Origin of the sequence: Vibrio sp. 10N.222.52.B7, from assembly GCF_041474275.1 — a bacterium.
GTDB classification, from domain to species: Bacteria; Pseudomonadota; Gammaproteobacteria; order Enterobacterales; family Vibrionaceae; genus Vibrio; species Vibrio crassostreae_C.
On the sequence record NZ_JBFRTU010000052.1, the window covers coordinates 1 to 15,385 of the forward strand.

The 15,385-nt window shown below is 45.6% G+C and carries 12 protein-coding genes; 5 read left to right on the forward strand and 7 right to left on the reverse strand.

The annotated features are described in order from the left end of the window. Nucleotides 1-386 (forward strand): carbohydrate porin (locus AB4512_RS14340; RefSeq protein WP_372175084.1); only part of this gene is annotated, 386 nt, incomplete at its 5' end. Between the two features lie 163 nt (nucleotides 387-549). Further along, a complete protein-coding gene (locus AB4512_RS14345; protein ID WP_065583774.1) occupies nucleotides 550-1,377 on the forward strand; it encodes a MalM family protein in 828 nt (275 codons plus the stop codon). Between the two features lie 102 nt (nucleotides 1,378-1,479). Here AB4512_RS14345 and AB4512_RS14350 read toward each other — a convergent pair whose 3' ends face one another. From AB4512_RS14350 to AB4512_RS14360, 3 genes are all read right to left on the reverse strand, one after another. Then, nucleotides 1,480-1,809 carry a hypothetical protein gene (locus AB4512_RS14350; protein ID WP_017058851.1) on the reverse strand — a complete coding sequence of 110 codons (330 nt, stop codon included), beginning with the start codon at nucleotides 1,807-1,809 and terminating at the stop codon, nucleotides 1,480-1,482. Between the two features lie 432 nt (nucleotides 1,810-2,241). After that, nucleotides 2,242-5,940, reverse strand: coding sequence for a pullulanase-type alpha-1,6-glucosidase (gene pulA, locus AB4512_RS14355; RefSeq protein ID WP_372175085.1), 3,699 nt, complete (start codon nucleotides 5,938-5,940; stop codon nucleotides 2,242-2,244). Between the two features lie 351 nt (nucleotides 5,941-6,291). Beyond that, a complete protein-coding gene (locus tag AB4512_RS14360) occupies nucleotides 6,292-8,064 on the reverse strand; it encodes an alpha-amylase family protein (protein ID WP_372175086.1) in 1,773 nt (590 codons plus the stop codon). Between the two features lie 156 nt (nucleotides 8,065-8,220). Between AB4512_RS14360 and AB4512_RS14365 the strand changes: the two genes are divergently transcribed. Then, nucleotides 8,221-8,610: a DUF1294 domain-containing protein gene (locus AB4512_RS14365; RefSeq protein WP_017066606.1), complete on the forward strand. Its 390-nt coding sequence runs from the start codon at nucleotides 8,221-8,223 to the stop codon at nucleotides 8,608-8,610. 52 nt (nucleotides 8,611-8,662) lie between these two features. On the opposite strand, the gene AB4512_RS14370 is transcribed toward AB4512_RS14365, so the two are convergent. Then, nucleotides 8,663-9,247, reverse strand: a complete 585-nt coding sequence (locus AB4512_RS14370; protein WP_017058847.1) for a LysE family translocator — start codon at nucleotides 9,245-9,247, stop codon at nucleotides 8,663-8,665. Between the two features lie 140 nt (nucleotides 9,248-9,387). Here AB4512_RS14370 and AB4512_RS14375 point away from each other — a divergent pair, with 140 nt between their 5' ends. Then, the gene (locus AB4512_RS14375) at nucleotides 9,388-9,828 is read left to right on the forward strand and encodes an Lrp/AsnC family transcriptional regulator (protein ID WP_009845852.1); all 441 of its coding nucleotides are present in this window, start codon (nucleotides 9,388-9,390) and stop codon (nucleotides 9,826-9,828) included. A 26-nt stretch (nucleotides 9,829-9,854) separates the two neighbouring features. Beyond that, nucleotides 9,855-10,784 (forward strand): LysR family transcriptional regulator, encoded by a 930-nt coding sequence (locus tag AB4512_RS14380; protein WP_017064224.1) that lies wholly within the window; start codon nucleotides 9,855-9,857, stop codon nucleotides 10,782-10,784. Between the two features lie 140 nt (nucleotides 10,785-10,924). On the opposite strand, the gene AB4512_RS14385 is transcribed toward AB4512_RS14380, so the two are convergent. From AB4512_RS14385 to AB4512_RS14395, 3 genes are all read right to left on the reverse strand, one after another. Beyond that, complete coding sequence (locus tag AB4512_RS14385; protein WP_372175087.1) at nucleotides 10,925-11,986, reverse strand: c-type cytochrome; 1,062 nt, start codon at nucleotides 11,984-11,986, stop codon at nucleotides 10,925-10,927. Between the two features lie 9 nt (nucleotides 11,987-11,995). Further along, nucleotides 11,996-12,637 (reverse strand): cytochrome c, encoded by a 642-nt coding sequence (locus AB4512_RS14390; RefSeq protein WP_372175088.1) that lies wholly within the window; start codon nucleotides 12,635-12,637, stop codon nucleotides 11,996-11,998. Between the two features lie 453 nt (nucleotides 12,638-13,090). Further along, the coding region (locus tag AB4512_RS14395) for a molybdopterin dinucleotide binding domain-containing protein (RefSeq protein ID WP_372175089.1) at nucleotides 13,091-15,385 on the reverse strand (2,295 nt) is incomplete at its 5' end.

A 15,385-nucleotide genomic window follows, 5' to 3' on the forward strand; every position in this document is an offset into this window, starting at 1 on the left:
AAATGGGTCACCAACTTGCCTACTTAGCTGGTTCTGATATCGGTGCTTCAAAGCAAGACATCAACCAATATTCTGTAGTTGTTCGTCCAATGTACAAGTGGAACAACACTATGCGTACTATTTTTGAAGCTGGCTACAATGCGGGTGAGCAGATTAATCAAGCTGGCACTGGTGTAGAAGATTTTGGTGGCGCTAAATTTACTGTTGCTCAAGCATGGGCAATGGGTGACAGCTTCTGGGCTCGTCCTGAAATCCGCGTATACGGTAGCTACCTGATGGATCTAGAAAACGATTCATTCGGTGAAGTTAAAGAAAATGGTGTTGTAAAGGCTAAAGGTGCTGACAACGATTTCGTTGTTGGTATCCAAGTTGAAGCTTGGTGGTAAGCCACTTAGCTTAAAATCCTAAACTGTCCTAATTCATAGCCGGCTTACGTCGGCTATTTTTTTAAGGAATGTACGATTAGTAAAAAGGTTTCCTAGGTTAATTATTTTCGTTATGGTAATTAACTAAGTAAATTTCTTAAAAAAATAAAAATAAGGAAGAACTATGTATTTTCGCGCTCTGATGTTGAGTGGTTGTGTTGCATTGGCTGGTTGCCAATCTGCGCAAGTAGTAGAGCAAGTGCAAGTTGCACAAGCTGAACAAGTTAACTCTATTGCTGGTCTTCAATTTGCTCCTATGAAGCTACCAAGTTCGGCAATTTTTGATGTGACACCAAATAGCCAAGTATTAAATTACCAAGGAATAAACAGCCCTGTAGTCGCGGTTGAACTGCCTGCAGATCGCGGTGAGTACTCGATTAATATCACGAGCATTATCGGCGACACAGCGTTTGTTCCAAATGCGGTCATCTATGACGAAAACGGTCGTGAGCTAGAGCGTTATGGTAAAGAGAGCTTCGAATACGCAAAACCAAGACTACACTTAGGAAACCGCCTCGTTGCTGAGAACGATTTTTACCCACCGACAACAGCAAAATCAGTTTATTTAGTTATCTATACAGATCAAGCTGATCTTGGTGGTTTTACTGATGTGATCCATCCTGCTCGCTTGGACGCGGAAGGCCGTGGTAATTATTTACCTGAAGTAAAAGATATCCCGATTCCAAATGCTAACGTTGGTAAGATAGAAGTTACAATCGATAAAGCGAGCTTCTTCTCAATTGGTTCATCAAACAGTGAATCTAATGCTAAACCTGCTGTTGCTAAAATCGATACTATTCAACCTGAAACGCAAACCTACTATCACAATGCGATTCAAACAGCTGTAACTGAAGACAATATTCCTAAAGCTCTTAGCTTATTAGATGAAGCAAAAGCCCTTGGTATTGAAGGTGCACAAGAAGCCTTTGTGCGAGCCGTCAACGCCAAGTAATATAGATAAAGGGTTCCTTTAAAAGTGCAATGCTTGTAAGTTAAGCATCGGTTAGCATCTTCTAAGGAACCCTATCGAATACCGCTTTAATGTATATGCTTTTTATTTGCAATGTTCAGCAACTTTCTCGCCTAAAGGGACTTCTGTATTTTCGCATTTTGATACGTGACCAGTAGTCGTTTCCCCTGCTTTATCCGTTTCCATATATTGATCAACATTACCGTTGCTTTCAAGTGTTTGCAGTGCCTGTTTGTGCGCGGCATTTTCAGCTTGTATTTGTTGCGTTGTTGCAGTGCTAGGAGTATGTGCCAGGGCGCGAGCAGCGTCGGTAGATTCTACAAGATCAGTGGTATTAGCCAAAGCCATCCCGCCCATCAATGCTGTAGTCACGATGCCCATTTGGATGGTTTTGATGATATGTTTACGGTTCATGGAAGTTTTCCTAATCAAAATTTAACGACACCGCAAACAACTGCGGTGTTTTGCTGTTGATAGAATATTACATCGAGAATTGAATGTATTTTAATCGTAATTGTAGGGCGTAACCCTTCAAAAAAGGCTGCCAGGATTAATTCTGTTCACTTAAGGGAGAGCGGCATTCCTACGATGATATATCGTTAAGATTTGGTTTTAACGGTTCTAAGGAATATCCTTTCCCTTTAGTTCTAAGTTTTCAGCCATGTAATCGAATGTAGGGGCTATAAAGTATGGTTGGAAATGCCCCGAATTTTAATGGGCGATGCAGTTGTTTATTATTTGCTTAAATCTGCTGGGTTCAATAGTTGTAAAAAAGGGAGACTGACGTCTCCCAAAGGCTAGCTTTCGCTTGTTTTATTATCTGTTACTTGAACCTAAGCTTGGAGCTTAATTCTTAGTGACAGATACCACAGCTTTGTCTACATTGTCGTCAAGCTCGTGAATGGCATTCAAGGTGAAGGTGTAGCTGCCCGCTTCCGTTACGCTCAATTGGCAATTGCCACCTGTGCCAATATCGATTGACCCGCTTGCAAGCTCTACAGAATCGCAACCAAAGTTAGGTGTTTTCCAATCAGCATCTGCAAACTTGAAGCCATAGTTACCTGCTTCCAAATTGCCTGTCACAGAATAAACACCATTAGCGACAAAGTTCATTGCCCAAGCATCAACAGGGTTCCAACCATTCATATCACCACGCACGTACACGGTTGTTTGACCGTACGGAGGAATGCTAGATACATCCTTGTCTGAGTTATCAACCGGCAAACCAGCGCCTTGTGCATCGCCTTGAGCTTGTACAAATACAGCGGTGGTTAGTGCAGGGACTGTGAAGGTTTCAGCGGCGAAGCTTGCACCTTTTACAATGTCATCTTCAGAGCTCTGTTGAACGGTGTGAAGTGTAAAGCCGGTTGCTCCCGTGATTTTGAACGATTGAGATTCATTCGTTGAGTTTACAACTGCGACAATCGCATCATTGGCAGGGTCAAGGTCTTCGCCCGCAGACACGCCATCATCGATCGACATGACAATCAGGCCTTCGACTTGATCTTCGCCAACGTTACGGAAGTCGACACGCTTCATAACTTCGTCAGCTGTATCTAAGCGGAACAGTTCGCTTGAGCTACGGATCTTTAATAGCTCTAGGAATTGCTGCTTAGTCAGCTCAATGTCGTCTGAGTCTGGTTTAGCCGCGCTGTCAGCAATGATTGTTTTGATCAGATCCCAGTTGGCACCATCTTTATCTTCACGAGGTAAGCCAACATTCCAGTTGTTGTCCGTCCCATCAAACATGACGCGGTTGTACCAGTCACCAGAATCGTAAGAATCGCGCTGCATAGACTTAGATCGTAGCAGTTCAGAACCCATATGGATGAATGGTATGCCTTGGCCTAGCATCACGGTAGAAAGCGATACAGACTGCATACGCGCACGCTCTGCAGAGCTAGTACCAGTGGCGATCTTGTAAGCGTTGTTATCCCAAAGTGTTTGGTTATCGTGTTTGGAAACGTAAGAGATGTTCTCGGAAGGCATCTTGGTGTAACCAGCTGGCGCGCCGTTGTAATCAACGTTTTTACCCAGTTTGGTATCGCCTTTGTAATCAATCAGTACGTATTCAGCGAGGTTACCTGCCATACCTAAACGAACAAGGTCTTGGTTATGTAAACGACCATTGATCGAATCTTGATCAACTTTGGTTTCTTCGTTGGCAATCGCTGCGTTACCAAAGCCTTGGTTAAAGCGAAGTGGGTGGTTGCCTTCTGAGTCGACACCACCATCGAATGGGCTACCACCACGAACGGCGTCACGCAAACGGTCTGAGAAGGTACCGATTTCTGTACCTGCCATATTGATTTGGTTTGCTTGATCGAAGCGGGCGTTGTTGGCGACTTCACCAAAGTCCCAGCCTTCCCCGTAGAACAGAGTATTCGGGTCGATTTTGCGCACTTCTTCCAATGCTTCGACCATTACATCTTTTGGCTGGTGGCCCATCAAGTCAAAACGGAAACCATCCACTTTGTAGTCGTCAGCCCACACCTTAAGTGAGTCGACCATCAATTTACCCATCATCAGGTTTTCGGTCGCAGTGTTGTCACAACAAGTCGAGTTTTCTACGCCACCAGTGTTGACGTTAAGACGGTGGTAGTACCCAGGGACAATCTTATCCAGTACCGACTTATCGTTCACACCAGACGCATTGGTGTGGTTGTATACCACGTCCATGATCAGCTTAAGATCCATGTCGTGCGTAGCTTTGACCATCTGACGGAATTCGAGAATACGCTGAGAACCATTAGGATCGGTCGCGTAACTTCCCTCAGGCACTGTGTAATGGAATGGGTCGTAGCCCCAGTTGAAGCTATCAAGCATACGAAGGTCATTCATTAATGCTTGTGCGTCACCCGTTGAAGGGTCATAACCATCGAGTACGTCTTCGATGACTTTGTTTTCGTCTTCGCTTCCACATAAGGTAGCTGTCGGTTTTACATCACACAGTTTTCCTACGGTGTCGGTGATATCAACACGGCTCGCGGCATCTTCATCGACGGTAGCGATATCAAATGCTGGTAAGATATGCAGCGTAGTTAAACCTGCTTCTTGGAGAGCTTGTAGGTGTTTGACCGACTCACGATCGGCTTCTGTAAGAGCGAGGTACTTGCCATTTAGGCTAGCTGTGCCGAGCTTATCGCTGAAGCTAAAGTCACGTAGGTGTGATTCGTAAAGTACGTGGTCTTCGTCTTTTTCTACGGTTGGTCGTTGGTAGTTGTCCCAGTTCGCTGGTTTCAAGGTTGAATCATTTAGGTCAATCACTTGAGAGTATGCCGAATTCTTCGATAAGCTGAGAGAGTATGGGTCTGTCACTAGGCGAGTCTCAATGTTGCCTGTGGTTGGGTGGTAAACCTTCACTTGGTAGCGATAGTAACTGTTGACAGCGTTAGGTACCGCGTCAGTCGCCCAAATACCCGTCTCAGTGCTTTCTGTCATTGGAAAAACTTGTGAGCTTTTCAGGTCTTCGCTGTAAAGAACTAGCTCTACATCTTGCGCGGTTGGTGCCCAAAGCTTGAAGGTCGCCGCACTGCCTTCAACAATTGCGCCTAGTTCTTCAGCCATTGCATTACCAGCATCTTCGCTAGCAAATACCGCATCAAGCACACCAGGTTTTTGAACCTCAGTTGAAGAGATAACATCGCCATTGGCATTGTAGGCAACAAAAATTATCTGAGATTTTAAAATAGTGCGAAGTGTGCTGTCGTCAACATCGATAGCTAGGGCAGGTAAGCTTGCAAGGTGTCGGAAACGCTCTTTCAATTCAGAAGATAGTTCTCCGTCTTTGCTTAGTTCAATTGCAGTTCCACCGACAATCTCTTTGTCATCGTTCATTGTGATGCTGTTGTCTAGTGCATAGAAAAGCTTCACAGAGTCTGCATTGCTAGCCGCTTCCCAACCAATTGTGGTTGCATCTAGCCAGTGTGCTTTTTGACCATCAATATTGACTGGGCGCTCTGAAATTGGGTCGTAGTACAACTCGCTGCTGCCATGGAAACCAAATACGCCTTGTGAATCGCCAAGCTTAGTTAACTCGACTTTTGAGTTCGCACTGCCAAATGCTTTCTCATCACCATTGTGCAAGATGAAGTTCATGCATTTGTGTGGGTCAGAGGCATCTGGGTCAACTTTCAACACATAATAGGCACCGTAAGTATCGCTGATACCATCGTATTCGTAAGGGCTGTTCCAATCGGTTCCGGTTTCACTCAACCCCATGCCGACTAAGTCTGTGCTGGTACAGCCTTCGCCATTCCACAGGTGAAGTCCCCAACCGTCGTAAGTAGAGCCAGATGAGCTGGCAGCGGCAACATCGCGTTTGTAGTAAATAACGACTTCGTTTTCAGCTGCAGGGTATAAACCACTGTTGCCAGGGGCTGTACCGTTGTCGCTATCATTATCACTACCACAACCCGCGATCAAAGTAGCGGTGAAGAGCGGTAACATTGCTTTGGCCAATGTAGAGCGTTTGAAGCTCTTCTTTTTGGTATTGTTGAAGGTATTTCGTAGAGAGATAATTTTATTAATATTTATGTTGTTCACGTTTTGATATCCATATTTCACTTTTTATGAAGATGAATATCCTAGTCTTAACGATGGTCAACTATTTGTGATGGCTATGTATAAAGTTATTTTTAATATATAAAAATAGGAAACCTAGTGTCAATATCACGCTTTGTATTTGGTTTAAGTTAAATTTATTGGATCAATAACTCATATGTTTAATATCAATAGTAGAAGGCGTAGAGGATGGGAGTAGATAATAAGGATGAGAGCTCATCCTTATTAATGTGAGGAAGGTATCGAATTGAGGTGACGTTAATTTAATGTGGGAATTAAGTTATTTATCAATTAATTAAAACTCAGGCTTTTTGGGAATTAATAATAAATATCCTATTCAGATAAGGGAAATACCCAAACCAACGAAGCTAGTGGCTTTAGATCAAGACTAAAACGGCCAATACTTTCCTCAACTTTTAATACCTGTTGTTGAATGCCTTCAATATGTTCATCTAACAAGTAACTGTCATCAGCGATTGTGAGCGTTTGTATAACATCACTTGGAACGGTTAAGTGAATATTCTCGGTGACATGTTGGCTGAAATTCGCAGCAACTATTGTCAACTCTTGGTTGTCATAGCGCAGAAATGCGTAAACCGAATCACTCAAATTATTGCTCTGGTGTAAGTCTAGGTACTGCCCCGTCATTGAAGTATGCTCAAGCGAAAAGTTCATTACCTTTTGATAGAAGTGACGCAGCTGCTTTTCGTTTTCGTCTAATAGCCCGCCATCGAATGCGCCGTGGTTCATCCACTTTTGGTGTTGTGGGACTCCGATGTAGTCAAATATGGAAGTTCGTGAGGGTTGTCCAAAGCCAGCGTTCTCCGCACCGGGTTCGCCGACTTCTTGCCCAAAGTAGATCATGGTTGGAGAGCTGCTCAATAGAGCGCTAACTAGCATCGCAGGCTTTGCGATATGTGGATTGCCTACAAACTCTGGTGAGGCGATTCGTTGCTCGTCATGGTTATCCAAAAAATGCAGCATATGATGTTCAATGTCGTGCATTTGATGTTGGATTTCAGGGATGATTGCCGTTGAAGCCTTGCCTTGCATGATGGCTTTGAGGCCGTCGTACAGATCTACCTTGTCATAGAGGTAGTCCATCTTGCCTAAGTGAATGTATTCACGGTACAAGTCCGGCTGATACACCTCTGCCATCAGAAAGGCATCGTGGTTTTTCATCTTTATTGATGAGTTGAGGTAGCTCCAAAACTCAACTGGCACCATTTCAGCCATGTCGTAACGGAATCCATCAATGCCTTTGTCTAACCAGAACAAGGCGATGTCTCGGAATTTAATCCAAGAGTCTGGCACATCCACGCCTTCCCAGAAGTGGTAATGGTCTAGGTGGTCACGCTGTACATAGCCTTTGGGTAGCTTAGGGAAATCTTTTGAACCGTCAGGGCGCACACCGTAATTAATCTTTACGGTTTCATACCAATCGTCGAAATTAGGTTTAGCTAAGCGTGATCCATTGCCCGTCCATTTGGCTGGCGTCTCTATAAACGGGGAGCTTAGGCTAGGGTGCTGTTCACCACCTAGCGGCGTAAAGGCGGGCTCTATGTCTGGCAATTCAAAGGTGCTGTTGGGAATATAGTAGAAGTTATTGTCTTTGTGGTATTCCAGCGTTGTGTCATCTTGAGCGCCGAAGTCACTGACACCTTCTGGGTTGTTTAAGCCTTTATAATGACGCGCAACGTGATTCGGTACGATATCGATAATCACTTTTAAACCATTGTCGTGACTTCTTTTGATGAGTGCCTCGAACTCTTCCAAACGGCGATCAGGATTCTCAGCGAGGTCTGGATTGACTGAGTAGTAATCTTTTACCGCATAAGGTGATCCTGCACGGCCTTTTACCACGCTCGGGTGATCGTCTGAAATCCCGATGTGTTTGTAATCATTGATGATGGCGTGATGTGGCACTCCGGTATACCAAATATGAGTCATACCGAGTTTGCGGATTTCAGACAGCGCTTTGTCGGTAAAATCACTGAACTTACCGACGCCATTTTGCTCGATTGTGCCCCATGGAACATGTTGGGTGTTTTTATTGCCAAATAAACGCGTAAAAACTTGGTAGATGGCGTACTTTTGGTTGTACATATTTATAATTCCTTTAACTTCCATCATGTTATGTAGGGATGAAAGGGCTTGTTTATTCTTTGCAGGCTAACCGAATTACAATATGCCTTGCTCATCCTTATCAAAATCTACAGGGCGTAATTGCTACAGTATGTGAGCTGTTGCTCAAAAGGAGTCATGTTGTCTTCATCTATTCAAATCGTTATCACCTATTTGGTTCTGGTGGCGGTGTCTGTGTTGTTTGCGGAAAGTTCTAAAGCGCTGTTGGTGTGGTATTTGGTTATCGGTTTCGTGACGTTTTTTGTGTACGCGAAGGACAAGCGAGCAGCGATCAATGGCAATTGGCGTGTGCCAGAGAAAACTCTGCATATTTTTTCTGTTGCTGGTGGCTGGCTAGGGGCGTTGATTGCTCAAGATAAGCTGCGTCATAAAACGCAGAAGCAGCCGTTCAGAGCCATATATTGGGTGACAGTGGCAGTGAATGTTGCGGCGTTTGTGTGGACACTAACCCCGAGCGGGCAGGCGACGTTTGGACGTTGGCTTAGCGAGGTTATTGGATACTTGTAATGAAATTGATGGCTAGTAATCACTTACTAACCATCATAGGAAAGCTATTTTGTTATAACATCGGAATCGTTGAGGCTAACAGCAAGCCTGCCATACCGTAGTTGAAGCTTTTGATACGGACTGGTGTTGTTAACCAGTGTTGCAGTTGTTTACCTGCCGCTGTCCAGAATGTCACGGATGGTAAGTTGGCGAGCGTGAAGATACCTGCGATGATCGCAAGCTCCCACCATGAACTGCCGCTGCTATAGACTGAAATTGCCGTCAGCGCCATCGACCAACCTTTCGGGTTCACCCACTGAAAACTTGCCGCGCCGATGAAGGTCATTGGCTTATAAGCCTCGGTGCTTTTGGCTTTGCCGCTCAATGCTATCTTAATTGCAAGGTACACGAGGTAAGCAAGGCTTAGGTATTTCAAGATTTGGTGAGTAACCGGATAAGCGTTGAAAATGCCCATTAAACCGAAGCCAACCAACAGCAACATGGCTGCAAACCCTAGAGCAATGCCAAGCATGTGCGGAATAGTACGGGCAAAGCCAACATTTGCTCCTGATGTCATGAGCATGATGTTATTTGGACCTGGTGTGAAGGTCGAGACGAACGCAAACAAGGCAAGTGCGCTAAGTTGTTCTAAAGGCATTATGGTTCTCCAGCAAAAAATGAACGAAGTGACTGACCGGTCATGACTTTCACGTGTTGAGAAACATAGTAGGTGGAAAGTGAGGCAATTATGTGCTTTTATTTCCTCTATTATCACTAAATGCACAATAATAAGTACTTATGGATAGATTTGACGAAAGGATATTGCAAGAGCTTAAATTGGACGGCAGAATCTCCAACATTGAGCTTTCAGAACGGATTGGCTTGTCGGCTTCAGCGACCTTAAGGCGAGTACAGGATCTTGAGCGTAAAGGTATCATTCAAGGTTACCGCGCGGTTCTGGACAATGGCCTGATGGGTGTCGGTTTTATTGCTTACGTTTCGATTGGGTTATCGAGCCACAGCAAAGCGGCTCAGCTGGAGTTTGAGCAGCACGTCAGTATGGAAAAGGAGGTGGTGGAGTGTCACAACATTACCGGTGCCAACGAGTACTTGCTAAGGGTAGAAACCAAAGATCTACCGGGCTATAAGAAGTTTCATGCCGATGTGCTTGGGGAATGTGCTCAGGTTCAATCCATTACGACCATGGTTGTTATGGACACACCCAAAGACGAACGTTAGTCGAGTTTTATTTCAGGAGAGGCGCAGTGCCAAATACCAATCAGTTGTTATTGTTCTTAGATGTGGTTCAACAAGGGTCGTTTACCAAAGCGGCAACTTTGCATGACATGGACAACTCATCGCTCTCTAAACAGATCAAAAAGCTCGAGCAAGATTTAGGTGTTCAGCTGCTGAACCGCTCTACACGCTCGTTTTCGTTGACGTCGGCAGGGGAAGATATTCTCGCACAAACCTATGTACTGAAAGACACCATCAATCAGATTCAAGGCATTGCAGATTCATACCAGTCAGAGCCAAAAGGCGTGCTACGAATTACTTCACCGATCTATTTTGGGCAGCAATATCTGCAACCTATCATCACTCAGTTCATGAGAAAGTACCCAGATGTTCAGATCGTACTTTCACTAGACGATAAGATCGCCAATATCATTGCAGGGCAGTTTGATATCGCGTTTCGCTTCAGTAAGCTTGTTGAATCGAATTTGATTGCGAAGAAGATTGCCGACAGTAATTTCATGTTGGTCGCGTCAAACGATTTTGTGAAGCAGCACGGTGAACCGAAAACGCCACAAGATCTACTCGCTCTACCTGCGGTGATTTATACCAATGGTGATATGACGGTCGACCATCTGCGCATTAGTGAAGAGCCGGGAGGTAATACCTTCCAGAGCCTAACGATTCGTGGCAACTATAAGGTGAGTGATGTTCGTACTATGGTGTCTTGTGTGAAAGATGGTCTAGGTTATGGCTTCCTTGATCAATCAAACCTGTATGCCTCAATGAAAGAACTTGGCTTGGTCACTTTACTGCCGGATTATCCGATCTCTACGATTGATACCGCAATCTACGCTGTCTATCCGCACCGTAAGCAAACCAAACTAGTCAAAGAATTCATCACTACGGTTCAAGACTATATTGGCTCTCCGACCATTTGGGAAAAGATGCAGCAAGATTAGCTGAATCTCTAATCGTTCAAACATAAAAAAGGAGCCAGAACGTCGAACGATCTGGCTCCTTTTTATTCCTCCGGCTATAGCTGATTTACAATGTAAAGCTTAGCTATATCTGGCGTGAATGGCTCTTTTACTAATGTCTATCAATGCTCATGAATCACTTCTTTACCACTTGGGTAGGCTTTTGAACCCAGTACATTACCGTCGACTTCTTTACCATAGTAACCTTGGTGGTTGTGGTAACGCTTAGCATTGCCGGTAACATCACCCTTGTATCTAGGATCTTGTGGGCGTTCATGACTGTTCACAAATACGGCCACATCCCACGCATCTTGAATTGAAAGCTGTTCGCTCTTCCCTAGCGGCATGTTTTCGTAGATGAAGTAGGCTGCTGTATTTACACGGTGCATACCTGCACCCCAGTTGAACGAATTCTCGCCCCAAAGAGGTGGTAGGTATGAGCGACCATCCGCCCCTTTAATACCTTCACCATTTTGACCATGACAGGTTTGGCAGCTGGTTTGGTAAACCTTTTCACCACGAGCGATTGAGGGTTCTTGTTCAGGGTTTGCAATCTTAGGGTAGCCACGACCGGCAAGTTTACTGCGGTCATCGATTGGGTATTTGCTTAACAGTTCTTCTGGAAGAGGGAAGCTTTCAGCTTTACCACCAATTTGTAAATCAGCATCGCTGATCTCAGGAACGGGTGTGTCTTGCATGCCGTTCTTGTCTAAGATTCCCCCCATCGCCAGCCAGTATGAATAAGCCGTTAGTGCGACTATTTCTTTTGAACCCTCAGCCGGTGGCAGGCCATTCATTGAGTAGGTGAAGCAACCTTGGATACGTTCTGCGTAGCTGTTTACCTTGTCGTTCTTGGAACGATACGCAGGGTAGGCCATGTACGCACCCCAAAGAGGTGCTGCGTTAGGCTTCATGCCCGCTTGCATGTGACAGTTTACACAGTTTTGTTCATTGCCGACGAACGTACCACGCATCTGTTGTGAATCGACAAACAGCGAATAACCCAATTTTACTTTGTCGCCAAATTCCCCAGCAGGGATATCAACCAAGTCTCGTGGCACCAGATATTTGTTATCTTGAGGCTTCTCAACGGCTGGCAGTTCGGTTTGGCGATCGGGCAACTCTGCTTCGGCATAAGCGATTCCAGAGGCAAGGGTTGCGGTAATTAGAAGTAATGTTTTCATGCGAGCCCTTTAGTATCGGAAAGAGGCGAAGTAGTAAGACAGGTTTTCGATCTCATCGTCGGTTAACTTGCCCGCGATATTACCCATCATGTTCAAATCATCACCCTTACGAGTCCCATTTTTCCAAGCGTTGAGCTGAGTTTGAATGTAGTCGGCATGCTGGCTTGCTAGGCGCGGGAATTTGTCCACGCCCATACCGCTTGGCCCATGACAGGTTGCACAGGCTGGAATGTTTCTATCCCAATCGCCTTGGAATACAAGTTTACGATAGGGGTTATCGATATCAGCCTGTGAGCCGCGCTGCTCTAAATCGGTAAATTCGTATGAAGGTAGTGATGCAAAGTATTCTGCGACCTCACGACGAACAGCGGGATCAGATACACCGTCAGCCATTCCCTTCATGATCGCGCTTTGACGCTCACCACTTGAGAACAGAACCAGTTGATGTTCTAGATAGTCAGCATTGAGCCCTGCAAGCATAGGGGCAATGTTGGGCATGCCTTTACCGTCGGCTTGATGGCAGCCGCTACAAGTTTCTGCGGCTTCTGGCATTGGATTGGGTGCTGCTTGTGCAAAAGCGGATAAAGAAAGGCTTCCTAGAGCAGCGATGCAAAGCGTTAGAGTTTGAGTTTTAATTGTCAGCTTAGTCATGAGGCGTCGCTATTGGTTGTAATGCACGCATTTTCGACATAATTGGTTGTTCGCGCTATTGTGGATTTCCACATTAATTCACTTGGAACTTGAGGTGAGTCTCACATTAATAACCTCAGTTACCATAATGGTATTGATGTGAACTTCGATAGGTTGATCCAACTGCCGTTTATAAAATGCAAGGGAACTGCCATGTTCGCCTCGGTATAACTGCTTGTTAAGGCTCTTTTATGGCACCGATTGTATAAGCATAGCTGCTTTATGGGGGCTGGCTAAAAAAGTTACGGTGAAGAGAAGCAAAGAGAATAGAAGTGAAGAGAGTTTGCGGGTTGGATTGAATATTACGGATTGAATGCTGCCGATGTATTGGTTGTTAAAAAGCAGAGCAACTTCGAATGACGAAGTTGCTCTGCTGCGTTCCTATTCAGGAATGAATAAGTATTGGATCACTGATTAGACTTTGTAGATCTTAGCCGGAAGCGCTTGTCTTGCTGCTGCGCCTACCACCCAATCCAACATGACGCCTTTGCCTTCTCTCGTTGGGTCAATTAAACCAATATCATTGATATTAACGCCATCGTTTGACTTCATCTTCACTGGTTGTTGTGTGTCACCAATCCAGTGTGCACGCTCACCGAGCTCTTTGTGGCCAAAGCCGTGTTCAAAGCCTAATGTGCCCGGTTTGATGCCATCAATCACCATCGCCAACGCGTGTGTGGTTGAACTCGGTGTTTCAATGGCAAATACGTCACCGGTTTTGATGCCTGCAGAAGAGGCGTCTTGCGGGTGGATGTAAACCGGATTTACCCCCTTGATGGATTCTAAGCGTGGTGACAAATTCGATACCGCACTGTGAATATTGGACTTGAAGTTAGTTAGCGTAAATGGCCACTCTGTTACTGGGAACTGTTTAGCCAAAGGCGTGCCGTCTGCCAGTTTTTGTGGATACCATGTCGGGCAACCCATGTACTGTTCGCCACTGATGGTGTTGCGAGAGGTACCCAGCTTTTCATTCCAGATAGCCAAAGGTTTGGTCCATTTGTACTTCATAGTTTCATTGGTGTAGGCATTGGTTGCGTCTTCAAAACGACCGCCACGCGCAAAGATATACGCCACTTTGAGCATCTCTTCTGGTTTAAGCGTTTTGTTCATTACAGGTATAAGGCGCTCTAGACCAGACCAAACAATATCTTCCGCGTCTACATTCGGCACGCCACCTTTTACGAACGCCAAGTTAGCAGCCGAGCGCAGGTAGAAGTCTTCAGCGCTATGAATACCGTGCCAGTTACCTTGGTTGTCTTTGATTACGTTGTCGCCGAAGCCACCTAAGCCCAGTGTTTTTGCCACATCAATAAAGAAATTCTCTAGGTTAATGGCGCGCCCGTCTTGAGTGCGTGAGGTTTTAGGCTCAACAATCGGCCAACGAGCAGTGATCGCTTTAGTTGCAACGCCATGCCACGGGGTTGCCATGCCCCAGCTTTCATAGGTCACTGTGTCTGGCACTAGGTAATCTGATAATGCTGTTGTTTCATTGATGAAGGCATCGATAGACACGATCAAACCAAGCTGCTTTGGATCCTTCAGCTTATCGCCTAGTAAGTTATCTAAACCCGGAGCGCCATAAAGTGGGTTCGCCATGTGGTTGATCCACGCTTTTGCGCGGTAAGGGTAACCGTCAATCGCAGCTGATAAGTGCTCAGTTAAAAGCGGAGCTGATATTGGGTACCACGGCGCGCGGGTCGGGTAAGGTGACTCGCCTGCGGCAACGCGACGTTTGTATTCGCTAGTTTTTTGATACGGGAACTTGCTGCGGGACAAGAATACACCTTGAGGCTTAGTCTTACCTTTAAACTTGGTAAAGTCGTAACGTGGACCAGCAACCGAAGTCGGGTAGCCGCCCGCTTTCGCCATCGCACCGCCTTTCGCGTTGATGTTACCGATCAGCGCGTTCAGCATCAGAATAGAGAACGAGTTGTAGAAGCCGTTGGTGTGCATGTTGCCACCGTGAGTATCCACGACTGCTTTCGTCCCGTAACTGGTAAAGCGTTTCGCTAGCGCAATAATTTGGTCCTGCGGGATCTCACACTGCTCACTGTAGTATGCAAGGTCATATTTGAAGGCTTCTTCCTTCAATCTTTGTAGAGAAGACTTAACACGAACAGTCTGACCATCAACTTCTACGTCTTGATCGACGAACAGAGCCGCTTCATTCACCTGAAGATGTGATGCTAATAGTGACGTTGTCACATCAAGTGCGATAAATCCGTCATCGTCAGACATCGGTTCGCCTGTTTCTAGCAACCCTATATCCGATGCACGAAGCATACGCCCATTTTGTGGGTGCGACTCGTCACTGATCACAAGGTGAGATGCATTACACCAGTGTGTGGTGCCTGCTTGCTTCATCGCTTGCGCACTTGGGCGAGACAAGAAGTCGTGATTGTAGCGCTGGTTGTCGATGATCCATTGGATCATGCCCAGAACTAATGCTGAATCGGTGCCCGGTTTGATCGGTAGCCAGTTGTTGCGATCGCCCGCCGCAAGGCTTGACGATCCTGCCGGAAGGCTTGGAGTCACAATGGTGTAGCTCAGTTTTCCGTTGGTACGAGCCTCAGCCAATTGTCTCGCTTGGCGCTTAAACGGGTTACCCGCTTGAGCTGGAGACATGCCGATGAAAAGAATGAACTCTGCGTTGTTGAAGTCGGGTTTTAGGTGCGAGAACTTGTCTAGATCGTTCATGATCGCGCC

Bases quoted from the DNA above. Each gene is read 5' to 3' on its own strand.
- AB4512_RS14345 (WP_065583774.1), top strand. From the start codon at position 550: ATGTATTTTCGCGCTCTGATGTTGAGTGGTTGTGTTGCATTGGCTGGT.
- AB4512_RS14350 (WP_017058851.1), bottom strand. From the start codon at position 1,809: ATGAACCGTAAACATATCATCAAAACCATCCAAATGGGCATCGTGACT.
- AB4512_RS14360 (WP_372175086.1), bottom strand. From the start codon at position 8,064: ATGTACAACCAAAAGTACGCCATCTACCAAGTTTTTACGCGTTTATTT.
- AB4512_RS14365 (WP_017066606.1), top strand. From the start codon at position 8,221: ATGTTGTCTTCATCTATTCAAATCGTTATCACCTATTTGGTTCTGGTG.
- AB4512_RS14370 (WP_017058847.1), bottom strand. From the start codon at position 9,247: ATGCCTTTAGAACAACTTAGCGCACTTGCCTTGTTTGCGTTCGTCTCG.
- AB4512_RS14375 (WP_009845852.1), top strand. From the start codon at position 9,388: ATGGATAGATTTGACGAAAGGATATTGCAAGAGCTTAAATTGGACGGC.
- AB4512_RS14385 (WP_372175087.1), bottom strand. From the start codon at position 11,986: ATGAAAACATTACTTCTAATTACCGCAACCCTTGCCTCTGGAATCGCT.
- AB4512_RS14390 (WP_372175088.1), bottom strand. From the start codon at position 12,637: ATGACTAAGCTGACAATTAAAACTCAAACTCTAACGCTTTGCATCGCT.